Below are 25,738 nucleotides of genomic sequence, written 5' to 3'. Positions count from 1 at the left end.
TTTTTTAATGAAACGCTTTTCGTTTAGTGTAAAAATACCCAAAAATAATTTGCAGTTCAATTAATGCGAAAGCTAAAATAAAGCAATGCATGAAGAAGGTTTCTGGCAATGCTAAAATAATCGGATCCGTAGAAGGATTGAACAGCCAAGCATCGTTATTAAAAAAAACTTTATGAAAAGCTACAAATAGCTGATCAAAGCTGACAGCTATCATAAAGAGCACGACAAACGGAACAGCTATCGCAACTTGAAATGGGCGAACCAATTTCCAAAACAATTGATTTTTTTTGATGTAGCGAAGATAAAAGAATGATCCTACCGCTGTAATCATTGCGATAACGTAGTCCAAAATAAACAATCGTTTGACTTCATAAAAATGAAACAACCCGCTTTCTGAACTTGGAAAATTCGGAAAGTTCAATTCGGTTATCCAAGGCAAGTTTAAATAATTTAATAATACTCGATAGTTTTCCATTAATGTTTCTTTTGACAACCCAACATTTTGAGAGATTTTTAAGTAATCAATATCAAAAGCATATAGGGGCGTCAAATTAATCGTTAGTACTATGGAAAATGATACGATAAATAAAAACAAACTAATTATTCCTACTACATGAAGGGCTTTTTCTTTCACTAGAACACCCACTCATCCAATGAATTTAGTAAATAGGTGGGTTGTTCTTCCACAAGTTCTAAATCTGTTAGAGAGGTAAAACCTGTCAGCACTAGTAAGGTGTCAACATCATTGTGAATACCGGCTAAAATATCAGTTTCGTAGTTGTCCCCAACCATGATAACCTCTTCCTTTGTTAACCCAATCGTTTTGATGGCTTCTTCCATAATAATTGCTTCTGGTTTCCCGATAAAAGTAGGCTGAACTCTTGTTGAGGCTATCAGTAAGGCTACTAATGAACCAGCACCCGGTACCATTCCTTTATCACTCGGTAAATTGGTATCTTTATTTGTCGCGATAAAGCGAGCTCCTCTATGAATCGCTAAAGTTGCAACTTCAAAATCATGATACGTAACTTGGCGATCGATTCCCACAACCACGTAGTCCGGGTTTTCTTCATCTTCAATAAAGCCCGCATCTTTCAACGCGCTTCTAAGTCCTGTTTCTCCTATAATGTAGACTTTTTTTCCTCCACCAAGTGAAGTGAGGTAGTCTGCAGTCGCTAACGAGCTAGTGTATACCTCTTTTTCAGACGTTTGAACACCAAAGTTTTGAATTAAATTATCAGCAACTTCTTTTTGTGTTTTAGAAGAATTATTGGTAACAAATAAATAAGGAATCTTTCTTTCTTGTAGTCTTTTAATGAATCGCGCAGCCGCTGGAATTGGCTCTTTTCCACGATACATGGTTCCATCTAAATCAATTAAATATCCTTTGTACTTCATTTACTTAACCCAACCTTTATCTTTATTCATTTATTTTGGAACAACTTTACGACGGATACTGTATTGGCGTTTACCTTTAGCATCCTTTACTGTTTCAACTGTTTCTTTTGGACTATTTTTTTCAACTGATTTCTCAACTGGTGAAATTTCCTTTTTGACAAAATCTTTTTTAGCTTTCACTCTATCGGATGACTTTTTAGGATTTACTGTTGTGCTTTGTTTTGAGTCTGTATTTTTTGGTTGAGCTTGTTTAATCACTTTTTCGTTTGTTGGACTTTTACTTTTTTGTGTTCTGCGTCTTTTAGGTTTGCTCGTTTTAATTCGTTCTTTTTTGTCATCTACACGTTGCAAGACAAAATAAGGACAGCCAAAATTGCAGTACTCGTACAAATAATCCTGAAGATTAGCAATGCGTTGATCTTGAGGAACTTTCCGGTTACGGTTATCGTAAAAACCTTTCAATCGCATTTGTTCAAAACCCCAGTCCGCTACAACATAATCGTATTTATTTAAAATCTCGCTGTAACGCTCACCTAATCGCTCTGCATCAAAAGCATCTCGATAATTTTGTACGATTTCGAACTTTTTGCCTTCTATCATAATAGTAGTAGCATCAATTCTTTGAACGACTGGTTCCTCAACTGGTTTAATTAGTTCTTGTACGTCTTTATCAACTGTATGTTCACCTGAGTCTTCAGTACTGCGATTTTCTTCTATTGCAGTTGGAGCCGGTTGCGATTCTTTCACTCGCTTTTTGGGTCTTGGTTTAATCGGTCTTTTTTTTGCTGGAACGGCTTTTTTATGTGATTTTGTCTCCTGAGCTCGTTCTTTAGTTGTTTCGTTTTCACTTGTCATTGCGTTCACCTGCTTTCATAATCCATCCATCTTATTCATTTCTCTGTTGGGTAATGCTTTTTTAAATATTGACCTACAACATTGCGTATAAAATAAGGAAACAGCACTTCGTTCTCCCCTTTGATTTCAATCGTCGGAAAAAAAGGAATAAACATGAAATGATCTACTGTAGCGAATGTGTATTGTTTGGTTCGCTCTATCGGTTTTCCTAACCAAGAGACTTCACCGGTTATTTTATCATATGCTACTCCATTGTAACAGATTTCGCCAAAAACTTTTCCTCTAAATCCAATACCTTTAATTGGGAAATTTCTCAAGAACAAGCGATTTTTTTCCATTTCATAAATCATACGAATAAGATTTTCTCCATCTAGTGTGCACCTTAAAATACGCATAGGATGAGGTAAGATTTTGTGCAAGTCATCTTTCGTGACCGTTCCCTCAACCAATGGCTGCATAAATAGCCCCGCATTTAAAATAGCCGCATCTGTGTGTGCATATTCTTTAAGAGCTTCTAATCCAATTTCAACAAGTTCAGATTTGCCTTGCCAATTTACAGGGAAAGTTGCCGGTATAGCTGCCATTACCTGTTCATTTAGCAATTGATGTCCCATTAGTTCATAAGATTCGATCATCTCAGTTTCATTTTCAGGTGCTTTTATTGTAGCTGTTTCCTTAACGGTTGCCTTAGCCGCTATGATTTTATTTCTTTCGATCTCTAATTCAATATGTCCAACGTACTGGCCGTATTTACCGGCGGCTGCAAGCAATGTATTTCTAACAACTTTCCCATGTGGCAACAAGTGATGTGTGTGGGAACCGATAATAACGGAGATCATTGGATACAGTTCAGCAATGCGTTGATCTTCACCAATGCCAAGATGAGACAGTAAAACAATGGAATCCACTAAAGGAGTAATCATTTCTAGAATGTCTCCTATCACTTCGTCCGGATTTTTCACATCCCAGCCAATCGGTTTATAACTTGTTGGAAAAGGTGCCGTTAAACCAAACAAACCGATTTTATGACCAGATTTTGTTTGAATGACATGGAAAATTTTTGCCCATTCTGGCGGATACCCTGTTTTTGCATCGAATAAGTTTGAGATCACAACAGGAAAATTAGCTTCATCGTATAAGTGACTCAATTGTTTTTTTGAGCTTCCAATACCTTCATTGTTTCCAATCGTAACTGCATCATATCCAATTTCATTCAGTAACAAGATATTTGCTGTTCCATCTGTTGCTTCCGTCAAAGGATGGACTCGATCACAGGCGTCTCCAATATCAAATGAAAATACCGTTTCATTTTCTTGTTCCAATCGTTTAGACTCTTCTCGTAAATAAGCAGAAATTCTTGGCCAATTTTCAAAGTGAGAATGAATATCGTTTGTATGATAAATGTGGACACGTTCCATTTTTTTCATCCTTTATTTCAGAAATTTATACTGCTCTTATTATACCAATCTTCAAAAAAAATATCTTATCTATTTATCTTATCTATTATATAGAAGAAATACTGATTAATTCAAATAAAGACACATCCATTTAAGTCACTTTTTTATTTGATATAAAAAAGCGAAATAATTTGCAAACATCAACCTTTAATGATAAAATTTTCAATGCTGCAACATTTCAAAACTAGCATGTAATAGCTTGGCTGTCTTCCTATTAGGTAGACGTTATTAGGAAACCAAAGTCATCTATCTTTACTTTTACAAAACTCTTCTTCATACTTATGAAGACTTCTACCATTTTTCAATACGATTTATATAACCCAATATGAAGTCGTACTGTTGAATTCATTCGAATAGGAATAGTTGCTTTACAAAAAATAGAATACTCTATCTAACTGTAAGCATTAGAAAATTCTTATTTGATCTAAGCTTTTTTTTTAGTGTTCAAAAACCAATTTTATTATTCCCGTAAGGAGTATGCAGGAGGTTTATCCCCCTTACATACTTCTTAATTTAATTACTTAACAATAGAAAATAAGGAGTGTGTCTAAATGATTGAATTTAAAAATATCGAAAAATATTACGGTGATTTCCATGCCTTGAAAAATATTAATCTTACCTTTAATCAAGGTGAAGTGGTAGTTGTTATCGGACCTTCTGGTTCTGGTAAAAGTACCATGTTGCGTTGCATTAACGGTTTAGAAGATATTACTGAAGGAGAATTATTGATTAAAGGTACCAACCTTCATGCTAAGGATACGAATATCAATGAAATTCGTAAAAATGTTGGAATGGTTTTCCAGCACTTCAATCTTTATCCACATAAAACTGTTTTAGAAAACATTATGTTAGCACCTATGAAGGTTTTGAAACAGTCTAAAGAAGAAGCCCAAAAAAATGCTGAGAAATTTTTAGAAAAAGTAAATATGCTAGACAAAAAAGATGCTTACCCATCTAATTTATCTGGTGGTCAGCAACAACGTGTGGCTATTGCACGAGGATTAGCTATGGGACCAGGAGTTTTATTGTTTGACGAACCAACCAGTGCATTAGATCCAGAAACGATTGAAGATGTATTAGATGTTATGAAAAAGTTAGCAAAAGAAGGTATGACAATGATCGTTGTGACTCATGAAATGGGATTTGCACGTGAAGTTGCTGACCGTGTTATTTTTATGGCTGATGGAGAGGTCCTTGAAGACCGCGAAACAGTTTCGTTCTTTGAAAATCCTAAAGACGAACGCGCTAAACAGTTTTTAAGCAAAATTATTAATCATTAATTTTATAGGAGGACTTTTCAGATGAAAAAATTAAACAAGCAAGCTCTTTTTCTTCTTTTACTCCTACCTGTCTTTTTTCTTGCTGCTTGTGGTTCTGAAAGTGCAGCAAATGTAGATATAACAGAACGGATAGAAGAAAATCCTACCATTACATGGGGCGTAAAAGTAGATACCAATCTTTTTGGTCTTTATGATATTCAATCAAGCGAAATCAAAGGTTTCGATATCGACATAGCCAAAGCTATTACAGAAGAATTGACTGGAGATGCAGACAACGCAGAATTCGTTGAAGTTACCTCTAAAACACGTATTCCTTTATTAAAAAATGGAAATATTGATGCTATTATTGCGACAATGACCATTACTGAAGAACGAAAAGAGCAAGTCAACTTTACGGATATTTACTTCGATGCTGGCCAAGCTTTATTGGTTCCAAATGACAGCCCTATTCAAAGTTTAGACGACCTAACTGCTGATACAACCGTCTTGGCTGTTAAAGGCTCTACTTCTGCACAAAATATTCGTGAGTTATCTCCTGAGGCAAATGTATTAGAATTAGAAAATTATTCTGAAGCCTTTACTGCTTTGCAATCTGGCCAAGGAGATGCTGTTACAACTGATAATGCTATTTTATTAGGCATTATCGCTGATAATCCTGGCTATCGATTAGCTGGTGGAAACTTTACTCAAGAGCCTTATGGGATTGCAATCAACAAAGGCCAAGATGCCTTTTTGAAAGAAGTCAACAAAGCCTTGGAAACGATCAAAGAAAATGGCGTATACGATGCCATCTATGCTAAATGGATTCCTGAATTAGATTAATCAGTTTAAAACTTCATAAAAAGCAGTATCTGTACTGCTAAGAAATAAAAAAGCGAGGTGCACCTATGCTAACGATCTTAACAACCTACCAAGATGTTTTAATTGATGGGTTTCTAAATACATTGTATTCCAGTATTATTGCCTTATTTTTCAGTTTGATCATCGGTACATTAATGGCTATCTTTCAGTTATCTAAAAAGAAATGGTTAAAAGGATTGGCGAATGCTTATGTAGAGTTCTTTAAGAATATTCCCCTTTTGATCATTGTGATGTTCTTTTATGTAGTGGTACCTTTATATTGGTTCTCTATTGATGGCTTTACAGCTGGTACAATTGGATTAACTATTTACACTTCTGCTTTTATTGCAGAAACGGTCCGTGCTGGTATTATGGGCGTACCTAAAGGTCAAACCGAAGCTGGACTTTCAACTGGATTGACTCAAAATGAAACGATGCGGTACATTATTTTGCCGCAAGCTTTCAAAATTGTCATCCCGCCTCTTGGCAATCAATTCATTAATTTAGTGAAAAACTCATCTGTTCTTGCGATGGTTACTGGTCTTGATTTAATGTATCAAGGCGATTTAATTGCCAGTGAGACTTTTAATACGTTTGATACGTATATTTTAATCGGCTTAATCTATCTCATCATTACCTTACCTTTAACATACTTGATGAGTTACATTGAGCGTCGCTTAAATGTAACATCTTAAAAGGAGGAGAAATCATTTGACTATTATAGAAGCTTTTTCATGGATGAACATCCGCTTCTTACTGGATGGACTTCTCGTTACAGTAGAAGTGGCCGTACTTTCAATTATCTTTAGTTTTATTATTGGAGCCATCTTAGGATTGCTTCGATACATGAAGATACCCATTTTTTCAAAAATTGTCGGGGGCATTGTTGATTTAATTCGTAACTTGCCTTTATTACTAATCATCTTTTTTACTTATTTTGCATTACCGCAAATCGGCATACGTTTAGACATCTTTTGGTCAGCAGTAGCTGCGATGACGATTTTTGAATCTGCTATGCTGTCAGAAATTATGCGAGCAGGTTTAAACTCTGTTCCTTCTGGACAAATGGAAGCTGGACGTTCTACCGGTTTAACGTATCTTCAAACGCTATGGATAATCATTATTCCACAAGCTTTTAAAGCTATGGTTCCTCCAATCGTCAGCCAACTTGTATCTTTGATCAAAGATACTTCATTAGCTACCATCATTTCCTTACCAGAATTAACTCATAATGCTCGAATCATTTATGGTCAAAATACGACTTATGTCATTCCAATGTTTATTGCCTTAGCATTCTTCTACTTTATTATTTGTTACGCATTATCAAAAGTTGCTAAACGCTTTGAAACAAAATTATCTTAATCAAAAAAGCTGTTCACTAAAACTAATTTTAGTGAACAGCTTTTTTTTTCCTTTTATTTCGGTTACGATAGAAAAAGATATTAAAGAAATGAGAAAGGATCTTACTATGACTCCCTTTACTGAACGTGTAATCCTTATTATCCAGTCTATTCCAAGCGGAAAAGTTATGACTTACGGGCAAATTGCAGCACTTGCTGGAAACGCTCGAGGTGCAAGACAAGTTGTCCGTATTCTCCATTCTATGAGCCAAAAGTATGATCTACCTTGGCACCGTATCATTAATGCTAAAGGTGAAGTAGCTATCAAAGATGCTGAAGGAGCTTTTACTCAAAAAGATCGTTTACTTTCAGAAGGCATTACCTTGACACATTCCGGAAAAGTGGATTTAGTGGTTTATCGTTACCATCCCACTATTGAATTAATAGTTGAGGATCAATAAAAGTTACTGCGGAATATTTTTATACAAAAACACGTTAGCTTCCGAGATATTAAAATCCATTTTTTGGTAAAAATGATAAGCTGGTACATTTTTATCCGTTACTAACGTGATTGCCTCTAATTCTTTTTTCTGACAGTATTGTTCTAGATGCATCATCATTTCTTTTCCCACACCTTTTTGTTGACACTGTGGATGAACGTAGAATTCATCCACATAAACTTCATCTCCAGACCATAATGTTCGTTCAACTCCGAATAATGCACCAACAATGGTAGACTTATCCACATAAACAAAGCCAAATGAACGTTTTCGGTGTACAAACTCTTGTAGATGGCTTTTAGCAGTATTTTTTGTCCACTTTTCATCCCATGGTTTGCTGTTATACACAGTTATCAACAGTTCTGCACACAAATCTAAATCAAACTCAGTCAATTCTCGAATTTTCCCATTTTTCTCTTTCAAAAAAACCTAACCTTCTTCCATTATCAGCATATCACTCTCATCAAATTTCCAACTCGCACTATAGGCTACTTCCCAATGATAGCCATCTAAATCTTGAAAATACCCACTATATCCGCCCCAAATAACTTTCTCAGGTTCTTTAACGATCGTTCCACCATTTTGTTTTACAAGAGTAACCATCTCGTCTACTTCCATTTCTGACTTTAGGTTGCAGGCAAGCGTGATCCCATTAAATCCCCTTTCTGGAATTACTGGTGGAACTGTTTTATTAATGTCTTTTGCTAAATCTTCAATTGGAAATAACTCTAATTTGCTACCTTGATTATTGAAAAATACGATAGCCGGTTCTTCTACTTTTTCATAGGTTTTAAAACCTATGCGTTTATAAAAGTTTAAAGCAGCTTTCATATCTCTTACCCCTAGGCAAATTAAATTAATGCGATTCATTTTAACCCCTCCTATTAGCTTATTTAAAAATTTTTTATTGAGAGTGAAAAAATCCTACTTAAGTCTTCTAACTTAAATAAGCTAATAAGTTACAGCGTTTCAATTAAAAATTGATCTTCTTTGGTTAATTCAAAATTAAATAACTCTAAATTAGCTACTTGATGCTCTTTGTTGTGGGATTTAGGGATAACCACAACCCCTCTTTGGATTTGGTAACGCAATAAAACTTGTCCCCAATTTTTCCCATAATTTTCAGCAATTTTATTTAATGTTTCTATTTGTTCTTGAGTAACTTTGCTTAATGGTCCCCAAGCTTCTGGTACAATATTATTACTCGTTAAATAGTCAATCAATTCATGATTCCATGTATGTGGATTAGATTCAATTTGATTCACTACTGGTTGAATCCGAGCAAAGTTACGCACCGTTTCCAACATATCAATGGTGAAATTGGATACTCCAATTGATTTGATTTTCCCGTTATCCACAAATGATTCAAGAACTTCCCACGTTTGCTGCAATTTTTCATCATCTTCAATCGGATGATGGATTAAGTACAAATCAATATAATCCGTTTGTAAATTTTTCAAACTGTTTTGTATAGTTTGGTTAATCAATTTTTTTGAACCAATATACGCTTCATCTGAAGGAATTTTTGTGGTGATAAAAAATTCTCCACGAGGAATGCCGCTTTCAAAAATAGTGGCTCCAACCCCTTCTTCATTTCGATAAGAAATTGCTGTATCGATCAACCGATAACCAGCTTGAATTGCAGACTTTAATGAGCTAAAATCGTTAGTCAAAGCTCCATTGTATTGGTTACCTTCTTTGCCATAAGTATTCGTTCCTGTTCCAACTACTGGTATATCTACTCCATTTGCTAACGTGATCATTTGCATTGAATCACTCCCTTAAAAAGAATATCTTCAATTTCAATAATAATGATTCTATTGATATTTAGTCAAGTTTAGACCCTTTTTTCTTAGTGACTTCAGGACTCAAATAAAAAACATCTCGCCTTTTAAGTAGCTAAAGGCAAGATGTTTGTTTTTAAGATTCAGTTTATTATTCAGCTACAGTTGTTTCTCCAGTTACAGTGCCTGCATCTAATACTGCAGAATCCATTAATTCTTGAGTAGCGAATGTAAGATTTCCTTCAATAGTTGAATCAGCAAGTTCGAATCCTTCAGCTTCTACTACAACATCTCCAACAAATGTTCCGTTTTGAATTTTAAAGTTTGGAGATTCAACAGTCATTGTTGGTGCTGTTAAAGTAAATTCATCTGTAACTTTGTGATCTTCATCTTGTGAATACAAAGCTAATTTACGGTAAACATCCCCACTTTCTTCCCCTTTATCATAGAAAGTTCCAGCTACAACGATGTCGTCAGTTACTGTTACATCTTCTGTTATTGCGTAAATCCAAGTTCCGTCTTCGCTAAGTCCAGCTAAAACGTCTGCTGGATCATTGCTGATTGAAGCCGTTGTAACAACTTCTGTACTTTCAACAGCTGAAGAAGCTGATGATTCTTTTTCTGCTGTATCTTCGTTATTTCCACAACCTGCTGCAAAAATAATAATTGATGCACAAGCCCCTAAAAATAATGCTCTTTTTTTGTTTGTTTTAACCATAATGTATCCTTACCTCCAATTTTTTTATGCGTTTTCAAAGCTATCAATACCAACTTATTGAGAAGAATTGACCCGCCTTAACAACTACAAATATAGTGTACAACATCTTTGTGAATTATTCAACTTGTATTTGTTGTTTAACTAGTTTTTTTTTATTTTGTGACAAAAATAGTATTTTAAGGAGATAAATCATTGTTTCTTTTCTTTACCCCTATCAAATTGAGCTTCTTTTTCAACCTGTCCATTTTGATAATAACGAATCCATTTACCATTTTTTAGATCATTCTCTAAGCATCCAATTTGCCACAGTTCTCCACTTTTACGGTAAAATTTCCAGTCTCCTTGCATCTTTCCATCAAAAGGACCGCTTGCTTTTATTTTTCCATTTTCAAAATAATGTGTCCGTATTCCATCTTTAGTCACTTGCTTGATTTGTTTATTTTTATAATATTCTTGCACAGCGTCCCTCCTTGTGAATAAATTTCAATCTTTCCGATTAGTCAATACAAGGTTCACTCCTCTTAAAGCTTTTTCATATAGTCTAACTCAAATCCAAAATTTCCCCAATAATGAACTATCCGTAAAAACTCATTAAAAATAAGACCCCAAAAATTAAATTTAACTTTTGAGGTCCCATATTATTTACTATGTCAAATTAACTACCCACATGCTCAAGCACAAACTCTTGAACTTTTTGTTTATAGCCTTCTTTATTTTGCTCGTAAGATTCCGCATGATCGGCATTTGGTGCAATATATAACTCTTTAGGAGATGAGTTAGCTTCATACACATCATACACCATATCTGTCGGCACAAATTTATCTTCTGCACCATGGATAAAGAGCATTGGAACTTTATTCTTTTTAATCTGTTCTACTGTATCAGCTTCTCCAAACCAATAATCAGAACGTACTTTTGTTACTAAACTGGTAACTGGAATCAATGGAAATTCTGGTAGATCATACATATCTTTCAATTGATACGCCAGTTCGCCATTTAAAGAACTATACCCACAATCTTCTACAATTACCTTAACATTATCCGGCAAGTCTTCTCCGCTGACGTTCATAACCGTTGCTCCGCCCATACTGATCCCAAACAAAGCTAATTCAGCATCCATGCCTACTTTATCAATCATCAATTGGATCCACTGCAAGTAGTCTTTTCGTTCATGCCAGCCAAAACCGATATAGTCTCCTTCGCTCGTTCCATGTCCACGAGCATCTGGCACAAGTACGTTAAACCCCATGTCATGGTACAATTTAACATACGGTGCCATTTGTTCTAGGTTGCCTGCGTACCCATGGGCCAATATAGCTACTTTTTTAGAAGCAAATTCGCTTTCAATATAAACCCCAGAAAGATTTAATCCATCTGCTGACTCAATAGACACTTCTTCACGTTCTACCTTATCGTACCATTTCTTTTCTTCCAACCATGGATCTTCAAGGTCGTAATCTCCATCAACATCTGCTGCTTCTATGAAATCTTTTGGATTTATGGCTACCGCTACATCATAAAAATAATTCCCTGCAAATCCTAATCCAATAATAACCACAGCCACCAAAACAGCTAAACCAATCCCTATTTTTCTTTTCATTTACTCACACTCCACTAGTTTGTTGATCGAACCATCTAAACCATTTAGCTTATTCTACCCTTTTCTTATGAAAAAGTGAACCACTCACGAATACAGAGCTGAGAAAAAAACTCAGCTCTGTATTCATACATGTGATTTATACTACGGTTAGAAAGATTTCGCCTTACACACAGTTACCTACTAATTCTCTAAAAATTTAAGCAATTTAAGGGTCGTATTTCGATTCCTGATCGTTACCTTTTTGTAGAAAGGTTGACTGGCTAATTTTGAATAATAGGTCTTACTGTAATTCTGTTTAAAAGAGGATGACCAAAAGATAACTTGCTCTCCTATATAGACTTTTTCATAATCAGTATTTATAATCGAGAGAAGTTCAGCAATTTCTTTTTTATTCACTGAAGGCAATAAAAATAAAGCATTGTGCCTGTAGTCTTCATCTTCTCCCCACCAAAATGGAATACTTGCTAATTCCGTTTGGTACTTCTCATCAGAAATAATTACAACATCAATTGGAAAAACAAAGTTATCCGATAAAATTTTTCGGCATTTTTCTAAAACATCCTTTTCACTGTCTTTTTCACTTTCAACAATTAAATTGCCACTATTAATATGAGATCTAGCATTTGCAAATCCAGCTTTGGTTAAATACTGTTTTAAATCGCTCATTGGAACTCGATTTTTCCCTCCAACATTGACTCCTCGTAATAAGATAATAAATTGCATACGACCACACCCCTTTATCTGTTTAGTTGATATCCCTAAATAGATTCACTATTTAAGGAGTACTCCATATAAAGTCAGCAACCAACTCATCTACTTGCGTATTTTCATGTAGTTGACTATGAGAAGCCTGTGATCCAGTAACGATTTCCTCACGATAATTCATTTCAGTTGTTTGCATTAAATAACCAATCGACAATCCGCTTCTAATCGAAACTGTTCCATCTCCTTCTGACCCATCTTGCAGATTTCCAACAATATTTAACATTTTAGTCATTTTAGGGTATTGTTTGATTCTTGTAGTAAAATCTTTATACCGTTCGCTGCTTACTAAAGGACCATTTTGAGTTAAATCATTCAAGGATTGCTCTTCATTACCTGATAAAAAGTCATTGAATGGAGCGCCTATCGCTACAAAGTTAGTTACTATCGGCAACGTTTTTTCATTTCCATATGTGACTAGATAGCGAAAACTACTTACTCCTCCCATAGAGTGCCCAACTAAGTTAACTTCATTTATTTGATAGACAGTCTTTAAATAAGTTAAAACATCTTTGATCCACTCTGCTTGATTCCATTCATTATTCTTATTATCTGCAAACAACACTTGGATCATTGGATTATTTGATTCATTTTTCCATTCACCGATTTCAGAAATAATACCATCTGGCTGAACGGTTAATGTTAATTCATTTTTTCCCCAACTATTCTCTTCAAATCGAGACAGCATTCCTTTAAAACTGCGTGCTGTTCCTCCATAGCCATGGATAAAAAGCGTCGGGACTGCCGTTTGATTGGTCGTTAATGGATCTGAAGAATCAATGTTGGAACTTATTTTTTCATTTGTATTGGTTGACTGTTCCTCATTAGTTGTTTGGTTTTCACTAATTGATTTAGTGTTTTCACGGTTTTCACAACCCATGACTACAATGCTTAACAAGATGACTAAGAAAAGAAAATAAACCTTCTTTTGCATACATTACCACTCCCAACTGTTTCTAACTTTAATAAACCATATTGTTAAGTATAAAGCAAAAACCACTTTTTATTTCCAAGAAAATAATTTCTTTTTTTGTATAGTTCATTTTACTATAGGCTTTTGTTATAATAAAAAAAACGTGTTATATAATTAACAGAACGAATGATAAACATAAGGAGAATGCCTAAATGATAGAATTCAAAACTGTTTCAAAATCTTATAACAGTAAACAAGCATTAAAAGAAGTCTCTTTTACTATCCGTTCAGGAGAAATTTTTGGTTTAATCGGACATAACGGTGCTGGAAAATCGACCGCCATCAAATCGTTAGTTAGTATCATTGAACCAAGCAAAGGCACTATTTTAGTGGATGGAGAAAATATTGCAACTAACCGTCTTGCTATAAAAAAGAAAATCGGTTATGTTCCCGACTCTCCGGATATGTTCTTACGTTTATCAGCTATGGAATATTGGGATTTGATTGCTGTTGCTTACGAAATTCCCGAAGAAGAAAAAGACAAGCAACTATTAAAGTTAATGAATTTATTCGATATGGTGGAAAATCAGGCTAGTATGATTAGTTCTTTTTCACATGGGATGCGTCAAAAAACCTTTGTTATAGGTGCCTTACTATCCGATCCAGAAATATGGGTGTTGGATGAACCAATGACTGGATTAGATCCGCAAGCAGCCTATGATTTAAAAGAATTAATGAGGCAACATGCAGCAAAAGGGAATATTGTGTTGTTCTCCACTCATGTATTAGAAGTAGCACAGCAACTTTGCGACCATATTGCGATACTCAAGAATGGTGAGATTTTGTATGATGGAACGGTCGAGGAACTGCAAGCAGAAAATGAAGACCAATCACTGGAGACGATTTATTTGAAAATGGCAGGGAGAACTCCAGCGGAAGAAGAACAACCTAACAGCGAGATTGATTTGGCTTCTCCAGAAAGGAGAGGATGAGCATGCGGCTGCAACATATCAAACAGCTGGCTAAAGTAAATTTGGTTTCTGCTAATCCTCATCTGGTCGAGAAAAAAAGGACGGCATCTTCATCTCCACCATATATCGCTGTTCTTTTGCAAAGTGGTCTTATGTTGTTTATATTTTTTTTACTATATAGTTTTATGTTTTTTTTCATAGACTTTACTCAGTATCCTGGTATGTTTTCTACTTATATTGTGATGTTCATAGTCATGGCTGTCTTACAAGGGTTCTATTTAGTTTATAATTTATTTTATGAGTCAAAAGATCTCATTCATTATCTTCCACTGCCTTTCAAAGGGAGTGAAGTTTTCACTGCTAAATTGGCTGTCCTTGCACTAATGATATTGCCGTACTTGATTCCAAGCTTATCTTTATTTATTCTGTTAGGACAGGATGCTGGTCAGTCTATCCTCATTACGATTGTCGTTTCATTGTTTTTGTTTCTACTACTAATAGTGGTGATTTTTTTCTTTTCAGTGGTTTTAGTTCATCTGATTACCAAACTAGCAGTGTTCAGAAAAAATAAACAAGCTGTCACAACGACTCTTTATACTTTGTCTAGTTTAGGAATGACGGCTGTCATCCTTTTTATCTCTTCCATGGATCAAGAAGCTGACATTCCTTATGGCCAAGTCTTACCTGACTATCGAGTGATTCCTTTTGTTCAATCCTTCCATCAGGTCTTATTGAATCCACTCAACTTGAATGCTTGGTTTGGTATCTCTTTATGGATTGCGCTACTAGCTCTTTTGGCGTTGATCGTATTTAAATGGGCAGTGCCCGAATTTTATAGGGAAGAAGAATTGGATGTAAGAGATAGACAAAAAAAGTCAAAAAACAAAAAAAAAGACAACTCAACTGGTTTAGAAAAACCTTCCGTTTCTGTTAATCGAACCTTATGGAAATATAATTTTGGACTTATTCAAGATGGTACACTTATCATGCAACATTTGAGTTCAAGTATTGTTTTTCCTATCATTATACTATTAGGTCCAATTTTTACAAATGGGATTTATTTAGGAGATATGACTTTGCACTATTGGGCTTTGTTTCTCTTTGCTGGATTCGCCTATGCTTTTCTTACATTGAGTGCGACTTCCATTGTTGGTGTTATTATCTCACTAGATAGAGAAAACTTTATGTACCTAAAATCCTTACCTTTTTCGATGAAAAACTACTTAAAGCAGAAATTTTTATTCGCTTTTATAGCAGAATCACTTCTCCCTCTTACTTTAGGGATAGTCTTTATTTTCATTGCAAAACTACCTTTATTGTTGGGTGTTCTGTTTTTAGCTGGAATCATCATCGGGATTTTCGTACTCTGTCACTATTACTTTGCCCGTGATTTCCGTCTATTATATTTGGAATGGCAGAATCTTACAGAATTATTCAACAGAGGTGGAGCATTCATTCAATTTGTTAGTCTTTTTAGTTCACTCATTATTGGACTATTATCTATTCTCCTTATTGGCTTCTTATTAAATAACTTAACTCCTATCTGGCAAACAATTGTCTCTGTGTTAACAGCTGCTATCCCAATTATGGCATGTGTTGGTACTGTAAAATGGTACAACGAACGCTTCTGGTCTCGTTTGAGTGACTAGCTTAGAATGATACAATAGAAGTAATAAACATTTTAAAAAGCGGATGGTCGCGTTTAAGCTGCCATCCGTTTTTACTATTTCAAACAAAACCTATTTCTTCGAAACCCTTTCTATCTTACAAATCCATTTTTAAAATTATCGTACCAAGCTTCTAATTCTTTTGGTTCATCAATTTCCAACAATTTATATATTTCATAAGCAAACTCGACTGCTGCTGTTTCATTAGCGGTGATGATATTTTTATCTCGAATTACCTGTGCCTCCAGAAAATTTGTTGCCCCATTATATTCGTCTTGCGCTTCAAAAAATTCAAAACTATCCCCAGTATGTTTAACTTTATCCAATAATCCATGACTGCCAAGAAAAACAGTCGCTCCACAAATTGCTGCTATTGGAATGTTTTGTTCAAGAACGTGTTCAATAAAACGAGCAATTTCTTCATATCGATTATCTTGCCATGAAAATCCACCTGGTAAGATGACCAAGGCCAAATTGTTTAAATCAGTATACTCTTCAATCGAAAAATCGATTTCAGTGCGTAAACCACCTATAGAAGCTTTTGATTCTTTATCTAAAGCAATCGTCTTTACTGAATAGTGTGGAACAGAATTCACTTCAGCAATAGCATATGAAGCTTCCCAATCCGCCCACTTATCGGTCAATAAAAGCAATACATCTTTTTCTACCATCCGAATTCCTACCTTCTTTATTATTTCTCCATATTTTTTTGCTTAGTATAACATATGCACAAAAAAACCTAGAACAAATCTGTTCTAGGTAAGAATTATTAATGAACAAGAAAAAAAACACACTAAAATTTTATTATTTCTTTTTCTTCGTTTTTTTAATCCTCGTTTTCTTTTTCCCAATCGATTTAAATGCACGTTTTATAACCTCAAAGAAGCTTAAGGAATGGACCATATGACTTGGATCTACATATACTTGGATAGCTCGAAGAACTTTCTTAGGATCCTTAGATGAAAAGGTAAATGTACCAGATCTTTTGGTTTCGATAGCATAACGTGGTATCCATTTCCCTTTAAACATTACAGAAGCAATAACATTTTCTACTTCTTCCCATGGAATTTGAACAAATTTACGTTTGTCTCGAGAGTTAAAGAACTCAAATCCCTTATCACCAATCATAATTTTCCCATAATCCGTTAATCCTGTAAAAGCAGTGGCATCTATTACTAAATCTACTTTTGTATTAATTGATTCAACCATTCTATCTGCTCCATTTCATTTATCATCTTTTCATCATTATACGTTGTTTTAAGTGCTTAGAGCAATAAAAAAAGTGACTGAGAAGATCCCAGCCACTTTTTATTGCGAATTAGTAGTGATTCAGAGATTTTAAACGACTTTTTAGTTGATCTTATAAAAGTCCGATTAAATGTCCACCGATTCCGACTACGAATAAGCCAAGAATAATAACGATTGGACTAACTTTTTTCTTAAGCAACCACATACAGAACATTGTTAAAGCCAATGCAGCTAATCCTGGAATCAATTGATCCAAGTTGTTTTGTAAAGTTGTTACTTTTGTAGGTGAAAGCGCCAATCCTGAGTTGACTTGTTCAAAGGCTTGACGAATTCCTTCGCCACCCATTGGAAGTTCATCCCATTTGATGTATGCTCCTTCATCTAGTTGAACTCTGGAAACAACCGGTTGGAAACTGATTGAAACCCACCGCTGCACTAAAGCAGCTAATACGAACATACCTAGAATTGATGCACCTTTTGTAATATCTTGTAATAATCCACCTGAAAGATCTTCTGTGATTTTAGAACCGGCTTTATAACCGAATTCTTGTGTATACCACATGAATCCCCAACGAATTAAGTTCCAAGCTACGAAGAAAATAATTGGTCCAAGGATACTTCCACCCATTGCTAATGATGCTCCTAGAGCACCTAACATCGGACGTACAGTAAACCAGAACACAGGATCACCAACACCGGCCAAAGGACCCATCATACCAACTTTTACTCCTTGAATTGCTACATCATCAACTGGAGCTCCGTTTGCACGTTCTTCTTCAAGAGCTAAAGTAACTCCAAGAATTGGTGAAGCAATGTATGGGTGAGTATTAAAGAATTCTAAGTGACGTTTTAACGCTAATGAGCGTTCCTCTTTAGTAGTGTATAATTTTTTAATTGCTGGAATCATTGCATAAGCCCAACCACCATTTTGCATACGTTCGTAGTTCCAAGAACCTTGAATGAACGTAGAGCGCCATGCTACGGCTAAGCGATCTTTTTTAGTTAACTGAATTTTTTCTGCCATGTCTCTTCTCCTCCTTCAGGATTAATAATCGTTTAAGATATCGCCAAGCGGGTCACCAGAGTTACTTCCGCCACCATTTGAAGAACCACCCATTTTAGAAAGGTTCAAGTAAATAAGAGCTAAAGCTACGCCTAATGCTCCAAGAGCAATAAGAGTTAATTGAGAAATTGCTGCTACTACGAAACCGATAATGAAGAACGGCCATACTTCTTTTGTTGCCATCATGTTGATAACTAATGCATAACCAACCGCAACGACCATTCCACCACCGATTGCCATACCGTCAGTTAACCAAGCTGGCATAGATTCTAAGAATGATTGAACTGTTTGTGCTGGGATGAATAAAAGAGCTGCTGCTGGAATCGCAATACGAATCCCTTGCATAGCTACGGCAGCCATATGCAACATTTCGATTCTTTTGAAATTACCATCTTCAGCTGCGCTGTCCATTAAATGTACGATAGGTACAGCTAATGTACGAACAACCATTGTTAAGAAAAGTCCTGCTACTGCAAGTGGAACCGCAACTGCGATTGCTGCTGGAACTCCAGCTGCTCCTTGTCCACCTAATACTAAAATAATTGCTGATGCAACTGATGCTAATGCAGCATCTGGTGCTACGGCTGCTCCAATGTTTGCCCAACCAAGAGCGATCATTTGAAGTGTTCCGCCAAGAATGATGCAAGCTGTTAAATTACCTGTTACTAAACCGATTAATGTACATGCCACTAATGGTTGATGGAATTGGAATTCGTCTAAGATTCCTTCGATACCGGCTAGAAATGCAACAAGAATTACTAGAATAATTGATATTATAGACATAATAGGCCTCCTATTTAATTTAATATTATTTTATTAGTTCATTATGCGCGTGCTAATTCATTTTTTGCTTTTTTAAGAATCTCGTTCATATTGCCACTTGAATCATTTGGTACTTTACGTACATCAAATTTAACGCCTTTTTCTTTCATTTCTTCAAAAGCTTCTACATCATCTTGTCCCATTGAAAGAACTTTACTTACAACCACTTTACCAACTGAGTGTGCCATAGAACCAACGTTAACTTCTTTAATGTCTACGCCGCCATCCATAACTCTAACAACATCTCTAGGGTTTTCAAATAATAATAATGCTTTTGTGCCTCCAAAACGAGGATCTTTAGCAATTTCAATCATTTTACTGATTGGAACAACGTTAGCTTTAACTCCTGGTGGTGCTGCTTGTTCAATTAATCTCTTACGAAGATCATCTTTAGCAACAGCATCTGAAACGATAATAATACGGTTTGGTAATACAGATTTTGTCCATGCTGTAGCTACTTGACCATGTAGTAAACGAGAGTCTACACGTGTTAGAACTAGTTTGATCTTACCATCGCCAACTACTGTTCCTGGTGGGATCGAACCTTGTATTGGTTCAGCAGTTGCGACTGCAGCTGTTGATACAGGTTCCAACTCTTCAGGTCTGATTCTCACACCCTCTTTTGCTGTTTCAATGATATGTGCTGCAATTTCTTGAGCTGAATTCATTGAAAGACGAGATGCGTAAGCCTCAATTACCATTGGTAAATTTAACCCAGCAACGATTGCCCACTTCTCTTTATGTTCTTCAAACAAAGTGTTTGCTTGATTAAATGGAGTTCCACCCCATAAATCAACTAAGAACAATACTTCATCTTGATCGTCAAACGAAGCGATTGCAGTTTTCATTTTTGCTTTAACGTCTTCTGGTCCTTCGCTTGGCATTAAGGTAATAGCTTTAACATTTTCTTGTTCTCCAAAAATCATTGCGCCAGATTGCAAGATGCCTTCAGCAAATTCGCCATGGCTTGCTAGTATAATTCCTACCATATTTCTACCTCCTAAATATTTTATTTCTATTTTCTGATGAGACGAAACTAACAGAATCACTTCTTCATCATGTTTTTTAGTTTTATTTCACTTAAAACACAACTTTTAAAGTTACAACACCGCCACCTTTCAATATACTTTATCTAAACATGGTAGCGTTTAGATTTTCCAACAAGTTTATTGATTTGTCCATCACTTATTATATGCAATTACTGTGCCAACTTTAGTGTATCGTTTAAAACACCAGTAAACCAGTGCTTCAAAATGATACACATACAAATAGTTGATACACTTCTTAGTGTATCAACTATTTGTTTTGCACTCTAATCTTTTTTTATTTTAGTGTATTAGCTAAATCTATTGCTAATACACTTATTCTATTAAAATGAATTAAATTATAATAAGATTATAAAACAGTGTTGACTTTCTAATTTAACGATGTTATCCTAGCTTCACTAACCCACGAGAGGATGTCATTCCATGACACATTCATTCAATCAAACAACCTTTATTATTAGAACCAGGATTTAGACACTGTACTTTTTTTGCAGTCGTTTAAGTCCTATTTAAGCTTGTTTGGCTAAATGGGACTTAGGCCACCCATTCGTTAATTGAATGGGTGGCCTTTTTTATCTTTTTAAAGGGTGTGCTGCAATAAAAGAAAACTCTTTATAAGAAAATTATCACTCCTCTACAGTGCCAACAAAAGTTTAGTTATTATACTAAAGAAAGAAGGAATTATTATGCGTTTAAGTCAAGTTGTTCGTCCAGGACCCGGTCAATTTTTATGCGAGTCCGGTGCTTTAAACTATTTAGATCAAAAATTAACCTCATTTACTAAACCTGTTATTATTACAGGTGAACTATCTTATAATGCTTTTAAAAAGCATTACTCTGGTTCTTTGGATTTACCAGTATTTCGTTATGATGGATCAGCTTCACATGAAGACATGGAACGTCTTTCTTCATTAATAAAGGGAACGGACTGCGTGGTAGGCATCGGTGGTGGACGTGCTTTAGATACTGCTAAAGGAATCGCTGAACTATTAAAAGTAGAATATGTAACTATTCCAACGGTATTAGGAACTTGTTCGGCTTATACTCCCCTTTCAGCCGTGTATCATCCCGATCATACTTTCAAAGTAGTCGATTACTATGAAAAAGCAGCCTTACTTTGTTTGATGGATCTAGATTTATTAGTGGAATCACCTAAGAAATATTTTATGGGTGGAATTGGAGATACATTGGCAAAATGGTATGAAGCAGAAGGCATTACTCGCCATATTGTGGGCGACTTACCTGCTATGGTTCAAGTAGGTTTAAAAACTGCGAAAGTAACTAAAGAGCTATTGTTAAAAGACAGTACAGAAGCTTTGACAAATATAGAAAATCATGAAGTAACAAGTGCCTTCAAAAGAGTTGCCGAGGCTGTTGTAGCTATCGCGGGTACAGTTGGCGGATTTGCAGGAGAGTATGGCCGGATGGCTGGTGCCCATGCTATCCATAATGGAATGTCGCTTATTCAAGAAACACATACTTTTGAGCATGGTGTAAAAGTTGCTTATGGTGTTTTAGTTCAACTATGGGCTTCTGGAGATGAAAAAGAGGTAAAGAAATTACTACCGTTTTTCGTGTCAAATCATTTCCCGCATCGTTTTTCTGACTTTGACGTGAAGACTGATTTCTCAAAAAAAGTAAAACAGGTTGCTGAATTTGCTGCCTCTGATAAGGAGACATTCACCTTAGCTGTACCTGGTGCAACCAAAGAAACTGTTCTAGAAGCAATGAAGGCTGTAGAGAATCTTTCTAAATCTGTTTCTGTGTACTCTTAAAAAGCACTTCCAGCATGGACATAAAAAATTGGTTGACATAAAAAAAGACAAGGTTTATACTGTGAATTACATTATAATTCAATTAAAAAAATAACAAAAACCGATAATCAAGAGTAGTAGAGAACGTACTTCTGTTTGAAAGAGAATCATAGGTGTTGGGATTACGACACCAGAAATTTCTTAAATGGACTCGTGAGGGCAGTCTGAAATGAAAAATCATAGTAGAAGTTGACGAGAAACCCTATCCATTATCAACAGGGCACAAATGATAGTATGTGAATCGAGTGGATGTTTTTTGAATGTCAATTTAGGTTTAATCGTAGGAGTGTAGACTCTTGTCCCTTTACGTAGGGGACAAGGGTCTTTTTTTATACCTATAATTAAAAAGGATATCCCAAATCCGTTTTAATTATAAGTTCCAAAATAAATTTATGGAGTTGAAAATAATGACTAATATAAAAAAAGTTCTAACATTTGCAGGCAGCGATGCTAGTGGCGGTGCTGGACTAGCGGCAGACCTAAAAACCTTCTCAGAATATAGCACTTATGGCATGGTAGCTTTGACTACTATTGCTACGATGAATCCGGATAATAATTGGAAGCATAATGTCACTACTCTGCCAATTTCCGTTGTGGAAGAACAATTAAAAACTATTCTGGCAGGAGATACTAAAATTGCCGCTATGAAAACAGGTATGCTTGGTTCAGTGGAAATTGTTGAACTTGTAGCCACAACAATCTCTGCTTATCAATTCCCTAAAGTTGTTATTGACCCTGTTTTAGCATGTAAAGGAGAAGACGAACTATTAAATCCCGAAACGGCAGCAGCCATTCAAAAATATCTATTGCCTCTTGCAGATGTGGCAACTCCAAATCTTCTTGAAGCTGGTATCTTTTCAGGACTAGGAAAACTAACAACCCTTGAAGATATGAAAAAAGCTGCTGAAAAAATTTTTAATCTTGGCACAAAACATGTAGTAGTTAAAGGTGGAAAAAGCTTTGAAGGAGATAAAGCAATAGATATTTATTATGATGGAGAAAAACATTACACCCTTGAAACAGAAAAAATTCAGCCTGCTTACAACCATGGAGCTGGGTGCACTTTTGCTGCTGCAATCACAGCTGGACTAGCAACTGGGCTATCCGAAAAAGAAGCTATCTTCAAGGCTAAGGACTTTGTTACCGCTGCTATTGAGCATGGCTTTCGTTTTAATGAATTTGTTGGACCAGTTTTCCATGGTGCCTACAGATTGAAAGATTCAGAAACAATCTAAAGAAAGTACCTTCAAATAATTGCAGTCAATTCAAGTGACAAGCAAATTTGTTTATGTATAGTTGATACACTATTAAGAGCACCTCTTACTAGTGTATTTGCTGTTTTTTACATTATCCTAAAGAATATACTTTTTTGGACAACCAACAACTAAACCCGCAGAATTGCATTTTCTATGCAATTCTGCGGGTTTAGTTGTTAGAAAGAGAATCATGTCCCAATTAACTCAATAGCTATGTTTCTATAGCTCTCCCCTTCTTATTTTCTAAAAAACAGCAGGTTTTGAATTAAAGCACCATCTTCTAATCCAAAATCTGTTTGAAGTACAATTTTTTTCATCCTTCCTATCTTTGGCAATAGCCGATTAGTTTGCTGTTAATTACTCTGTAATCGTGGCATTTCTGAAGGTAAAGTCAGATCCCAACAGATGACTTTCTAGTCCTTCGACTATAGGGCGTTGCAAGTAATTCGTTGTACGTTGATACAAAGGTTGGAAAGCAGCTGTATCCATCAGAATTTTTTCTGCTTCCAAAAAATTGGCGTATCTTACTGTAGAATCATTAGCATATGTTGTTTTGCTTTCATTTATTAAAGCTTGGTATTCATCATTTTGATAAGAACCATAGTTATAGGGACTATCTGTCTCCAATAAAACAAAGAAACCTGTTGGATCCAAATCTCCGGCTATCCATCCGGCTATTGAAAAGTCATAATTGCCAGAAGTCCGCTCCGTTTTTGCAATGTTACTTGGCACACTCCTGATGGTGACTGTTACCCCTGGAAGATGTTCTTGAACTTCACTTTGGATATAGGTACCAACTTTCTTAGAAGTTGCATCATCATTTGTCAATAATTCAAGTTCTAGTGTATCACCCAGTTCTTCTTGTGCCAGAGCCCATTCTGCTTTAGCCTTTTCAGAATCGTAATCATTAAAAGAACCATTATCTGTACGGAAATCTTCATTGGTCTCAGGATTTGTTAGTAATTTGCGCGGTATCAACCCACCCAGAGGTTCTGATCCATCTTCAAGTACATTTTCAGTTAGTTCTTTTCTATCAATAGATAAAGCAATTGCTTTTCTCAAATGTTCATTGTTTAGAGGACTATTTTCTGCGGCATTGTAAGTTAAATATTGTAATGCCAATTCTTGTTTACGGATAAGATTTTCATCGTTTTCGAATTGTTTAGCATAGTCTCCTGTTAGTGTAACGATGTCTATCTCACCCGTCTCGTAAAGATTCAATCCCGTAGAAACTTCTTTTACCACAGCTACATTCACTCTGTCTAAAGCAACTTCATCTTTATCATAATAGGATTCATTTTTTTCGTACGCCCAACTAGTAGCACCATCTTTCCAATCAACTAGCGTAAACGGCCCATTGTAAAGGATAGAATCTGTATCTTGCGCGTAATTGTCCCCTTGCGATTCAACAAACTCTTCATTTTGTGGGAAGAACCAACCGATTGCTAATAGGCTCAAAAAATTAGGTCTTGGAACTTCTAACTCGACTTTTAATTCATAGTCTGACACTGCTGAAACGCCAAACTCACTCAGTTCTTTTTCTCCCTTAACAACTTCAGTACCATTTTTGATGTTCTCAAATAAGTAAGCATTCGGTGACAATGATTCTGGATTCACCATTTTCCCCCAAGCATAAACAAAATCATTGGCAGTTACAGGTGTTCCATTGGACCATTTCGCATCTTCTCTTAATTTAAATGTATAGGTTAAGCCATCCTCACTAATAATGGCTGGTTCTGCTGCAAGAGCTAACTCAAGCTCATCTTCAGCATTGAAACGGTACAGCCCTTCAAATATTTGCTCGATAACAGTGAAGGTATTGCGATCAGTAGCTTGAGTGGTATCCAGTGTCGTGATTTCAGCACTTACACCAACACCTGTTTCTTGTGCAATTTTTGTGGTTGCTGAGGTATCTGAGTCGTTATTTCCTTCTGCTTGTGTACCACATCCAATCAATAATCCTGTTGCCAATACAATACTTATTCCCAATGTCCATTTCTTCATTACTATTCCCCCATTTCATTTATACAACAAAAAAATGCCCGTCCAATCTTAGTCTTTCGACTAGAAAGGACGGACATTTAAATTCCGTGTTACCACCTTAGTTTATGAAAATATCGCTATTTTCACCTTATTCAGTACACAATCCCACAAATGAAAGATCGTAAACTGATGCATTAGATAACGGATGCTTACCGTAACAGTCTAAAAGAAACTCTCACTCGACTGCTCAACTCAAAGGCCATTTTCCATCAGAACTATCATTACCCTTTTCCATCATCCGGGCTTTCTAAAAATTATTTTCTGACGTACTTTCCTTATCAAAGTCTTTTTTATCATTTAAAACTCATTGTTTTTTAATCTAATTGAATAATAACAGACTGATTACATACATGTCAATAAC

The 25,738-nt window shown here is 35.6% G+C and carries 27 protein-coding genes and 1 other annotated feature; of the genes, 9 read left to right on the top strand and 18 right to left on the bottom strand.

What is annotated here, in order from left to right; translation table 11 throughout:
• Positions 1-4: 4 nt before the first annotated feature.
• From ABS916_RS07260 to ABS916_RS07245, 4 genes are read right to left on the bottom strand one after another with little or no spacing between them, the layout of a single operon-like run.
• Positions 5-583, bottom strand: a complete 579-nt coding sequence (locus ABS916_RS07260; RefSeq protein WP_502880590.1) for a TIGR01906 family membrane protein — start codon at positions 581-583, stop codon at positions 5-7.
• Between the two features lie 50 nt (positions 584-633).
• A complete protein-coding gene (locus ABS916_RS07255) occupies positions 634-1,398 on the bottom strand; it encodes a TIGR01457 family HAD-type hydrolase (RefSeq protein ID WP_350451243.1) in 765 nt (254 codons plus the stop codon).
• Between the two features lie 30 nt (positions 1,399-1,428).
• On the bottom strand, positions 1,429-2,253 hold the full coding sequence (locus ABS916_RS07250; RefSeq protein ID WP_350451242.1) for a YutD family protein: 825 nt from the start codon (positions 2,251-2,253) through the stop codon (positions 1,429-1,431).
• A 35-nt stretch (positions 2,254-2,288) separates the two neighbouring features.
• Positions 2,289-3,671 (bottom strand): bifunctional metallophosphatase/5'-nucleotidase, encoded by a 1,383-nt coding sequence (locus ABS916_RS07245; protein ID WP_350451241.1) that lies wholly within the window; start codon positions 3,669-3,671, stop codon positions 2,289-2,291.
• Positions 3,672-4,261: 590 nt separating this feature from the next.
• On the opposite strand from ABS916_RS07245, the gene ABS916_RS07240 reads away from it, so the two are divergent.
• The 5 genes from ABS916_RS07240 to ABS916_RS07220 all read left to right on the top strand — a co-directional run bounded on the left by ABS916_RS07240 (position 4,262) and on the right by ABS916_RS07220 (position 7,631).
• Positions 4,262-4,990, top strand: a complete 729-nt coding sequence (locus ABS916_RS07240) for an amino acid ABC transporter ATP-binding protein (protein WP_350451240.1) — start codon at positions 4,262-4,264, stop codon at positions 4,988-4,990.
• A gap of 21 nt (positions 4,991-5,011) precedes the next feature.
• The gene (locus ABS916_RS07235; RefSeq protein WP_350451239.1) at positions 5,012-5,812 is read left to right on the top strand and encodes a transporter substrate-binding domain-containing protein; all 801 of its coding nucleotides are present in this window, start codon (positions 5,012-5,014) and stop codon (positions 5,810-5,812) included.
• A gap of 65 nt (positions 5,813-5,877) precedes the next feature.
• Positions 5,878-6,525: an amino acid ABC transporter permease gene (locus tag ABS916_RS07230; protein ID WP_350451238.1), complete on the top strand. Its 648-nt coding sequence runs from the start codon at positions 5,878-5,880 to the stop codon at positions 6,523-6,525.
• Between the two features lie 43 nt (positions 6,526-6,568).
• Positions 6,569-7,192, top strand: coding sequence for an amino acid ABC transporter permease (locus ABS916_RS07225; protein WP_350451260.1), 624 nt, complete (start codon positions 6,569-6,571; stop codon positions 7,190-7,192).
• Between the two features lie 88 nt (positions 7,193-7,280).
• The gene (locus ABS916_RS07220; RefSeq protein WP_350451237.1) at positions 7,281-7,631 is read left to right on the top strand and encodes an MGMT family protein; all 351 of its coding nucleotides are present in this window, start codon (positions 7,281-7,283) and stop codon (positions 7,629-7,631) included.
• Between the two features lie 3 nt (positions 7,632-7,634).
• On the opposite strand, the gene ABS916_RS07215 is transcribed toward ABS916_RS07220, so the two are convergent.
• The 8 genes from ABS916_RS07215 to ABS916_RS07180 all read right to left on the bottom strand — a co-directional run bounded on the left by ABS916_RS07215 (position 7,635) and on the right by ABS916_RS07180 (position 13,468).
• Positions 7,635-8,093 (bottom strand): GNAT family N-acetyltransferase, encoded by a 459-nt coding sequence (locus ABS916_RS07215; RefSeq protein WP_350451236.1) that lies wholly within the window; start codon positions 8,091-8,093, stop codon positions 7,635-7,637.
• Between the two features lie 6 nt (positions 8,094-8,099).
• Positions 8,100-8,540 carry a VOC family protein gene (locus ABS916_RS07210; RefSeq protein WP_350451235.1) on the bottom strand — a complete coding sequence of 147 codons (441 nt, stop codon included), beginning with the start codon at positions 8,538-8,540 and terminating at the stop codon, positions 8,100-8,102.
• An 89-nt stretch (positions 8,541-8,629) separates the two neighbouring features.
• Positions 8,630-9,439 carry an aldo/keto reductase family protein gene (locus ABS916_RS07205; RefSeq protein WP_350451234.1) on the bottom strand — a complete coding sequence of 270 codons (810 nt, stop codon included), beginning with the start codon at positions 9,437-9,439 and terminating at the stop codon, positions 8,630-8,632.
• Positions 9,440-9,605: 166 nt separating this feature from the next.
• Positions 9,606-10,172 carry a polymer-forming cytoskeletal protein gene (locus ABS916_RS07200; RefSeq protein WP_350451233.1) on the bottom strand — a complete coding sequence of 189 codons (567 nt, stop codon included), beginning with the start codon at positions 10,170-10,172 and terminating at the stop codon, positions 9,606-9,608.
• Between the two features lie 189 nt (positions 10,173-10,361).
• The gene (locus ABS916_RS07195) at positions 10,362-10,631 is read right to left on the bottom strand and encodes a toxin-antitoxin system YwqK family antitoxin (protein WP_350451232.1); all 270 of its coding nucleotides are present in this window, start codon (positions 10,629-10,631) and stop codon (positions 10,362-10,364) included.
• Between the two features lie 196 nt (positions 10,632-10,827).
• Positions 10,828-11,772 carry an alpha/beta hydrolase gene (locus tag ABS916_RS07190; RefSeq protein ID WP_350451231.1) on the bottom strand — a complete coding sequence of 315 codons (945 nt, stop codon included), beginning with the start codon at positions 11,770-11,772 and terminating at the stop codon, positions 10,828-10,830.
• 180 nt (positions 11,773-11,952) lie between these two features.
• Positions 11,953-12,495, bottom strand: coding sequence for a DUF1697 domain-containing protein (locus tag ABS916_RS07185; protein ID WP_350451230.1), 543 nt, complete (start codon positions 12,493-12,495; stop codon positions 11,953-11,955).
• A gap of 52 nt (positions 12,496-12,547) precedes the next feature.
• Complete coding sequence (locus ABS916_RS07180; protein WP_350451229.1) at positions 12,548-13,468, bottom strand: alpha/beta hydrolase; 921 nt, start codon at positions 13,466-13,468, stop codon at positions 12,548-12,550.
• 191 nt (positions 13,469-13,659) lie between these two features.
• Here ABS916_RS07180 and ABS916_RS07175 point away from each other — a divergent pair, with 191 nt between their 5' ends.
• Both ABS916_RS07175 and ABS916_RS07170 read left to right on the top strand, forming a co-directional pair.
• Complete coding sequence (locus ABS916_RS07175; protein WP_350451228.1) at positions 13,660-14,439, top strand: ABC transporter ATP-binding protein; 780 nt, start codon at positions 13,660-13,662, stop codon at positions 14,437-14,439.
• Positions 14,440-14,603: 164 nt separating this feature from the next.
• Positions 14,604-16,067 (top strand): hypothetical protein, encoded by a 1,464-nt coding sequence (locus tag ABS916_RS07170; protein ID WP_350451227.1) that lies wholly within the window; start codon positions 14,604-14,606, stop codon positions 16,065-16,067.
• A gap of 110 nt (positions 16,068-16,177) precedes the next feature.
• On the opposite strand, the gene ABS916_RS07165 is transcribed toward ABS916_RS07170, so the two are convergent.
• From ABS916_RS07165 to ABS916_RS07145, 5 genes are all read right to left on the bottom strand, one after another.
• Positions 16,178-16,756, bottom strand: coding sequence for a type 1 glutamine amidotransferase family protein (locus tag ABS916_RS07165; RefSeq protein ID WP_350451226.1), 579 nt, complete (start codon positions 16,754-16,756; stop codon positions 16,178-16,180).
• A gap of 133 nt (positions 16,757-16,889) precedes the next feature.
• Entirely contained in the window at positions 16,890-17,294 is a 405-nt protein-coding gene (locus ABS916_RS07160; RefSeq protein WP_350451225.1) for a DUF956 family protein, read from the bottom strand.
• A 151-nt stretch (positions 17,295-17,445) separates the two neighbouring features.
• Entirely contained in the window at positions 17,446-18,357 is a 912-nt protein-coding gene (locus ABS916_RS07155; RefSeq protein WP_350451224.1) for a PTS system mannose/fructose/sorbose family transporter subunit IID, read from the bottom strand.
• A 21-nt stretch (positions 18,358-18,378) separates the two neighbouring features.
• A complete protein-coding gene (locus ABS916_RS07150; RefSeq protein ID WP_350451223.1) occupies positions 18,379-19,179 on the bottom strand; it encodes a PTS mannose/fructose/sorbose transporter subunit IIC in 801 nt (266 codons plus the stop codon).
• A 41-nt stretch (positions 19,180-19,220) separates the two neighbouring features.
• Positions 19,221-20,207 (bottom strand): mannose/fructose/sorbose PTS transporter subunit IIA, encoded by a 987-nt coding sequence (locus tag ABS916_RS07145; RefSeq protein WP_350451222.1) that lies wholly within the window; start codon positions 20,205-20,207, stop codon positions 19,221-19,223.
• A 743-nt stretch (positions 20,208-20,950) separates the two neighbouring features.
• Here ABS916_RS07145 and ABS916_RS07140 point away from each other — a divergent pair.
• Both ABS916_RS07140 and thiD read left to right on the top strand, forming a co-directional pair.
• Positions 20,951-22,039: an iron-containing alcohol dehydrogenase family protein gene (locus ABS916_RS07140; protein WP_350451221.1), complete on the top strand. Its 1,089-nt coding sequence runs from the start codon at positions 20,951-20,953 to the stop codon at positions 22,037-22,039.
• Between the two features lie 446 nt (positions 22,040-22,485).
• Positions 22,486-23,313: a bifunctional hydroxymethylpyrimidine kinase/phosphomethylpyrimidine kinase gene (gene thiD / locus ABS916_RS07135; protein ID WP_350451220.1), complete on the top strand. Its 828-nt coding sequence runs from the start codon at positions 22,486-22,488 to the stop codon at positions 23,311-23,313.
• A 378-nt stretch (positions 23,314-23,691) separates the two neighbouring features.
• Here thiD and ABS916_RS07130 read toward each other — a convergent pair whose 3' ends face one another.
• The gene (locus ABS916_RS07130; protein ID WP_350451219.1) at positions 23,692-25,338 is read right to left on the bottom strand and encodes a peptide ABC transporter substrate-binding protein; all 1,647 of its coding nucleotides are present in this window, start codon (positions 25,336-25,338) and stop codon (positions 23,692-23,694) included.
• 62 nt (positions 25,339-25,400) lie between these two features.
• Positions 25,401-25,668: a binding site (T-box leader), on the bottom strand.
• Between the last annotated feature and the right edge of the window lie 70 nt (positions 25,669-25,738).

Source organism: Carnobacterium sp. (assembly GCF_040274945.1).
GTDB lineage: Bacteria > Bacillota > Bacilli > Lactobacillales > Carnobacteriaceae > Carnobacterium_B.
This window is presented reverse-complemented; position numbering and strand designations above follow the sequence as displayed.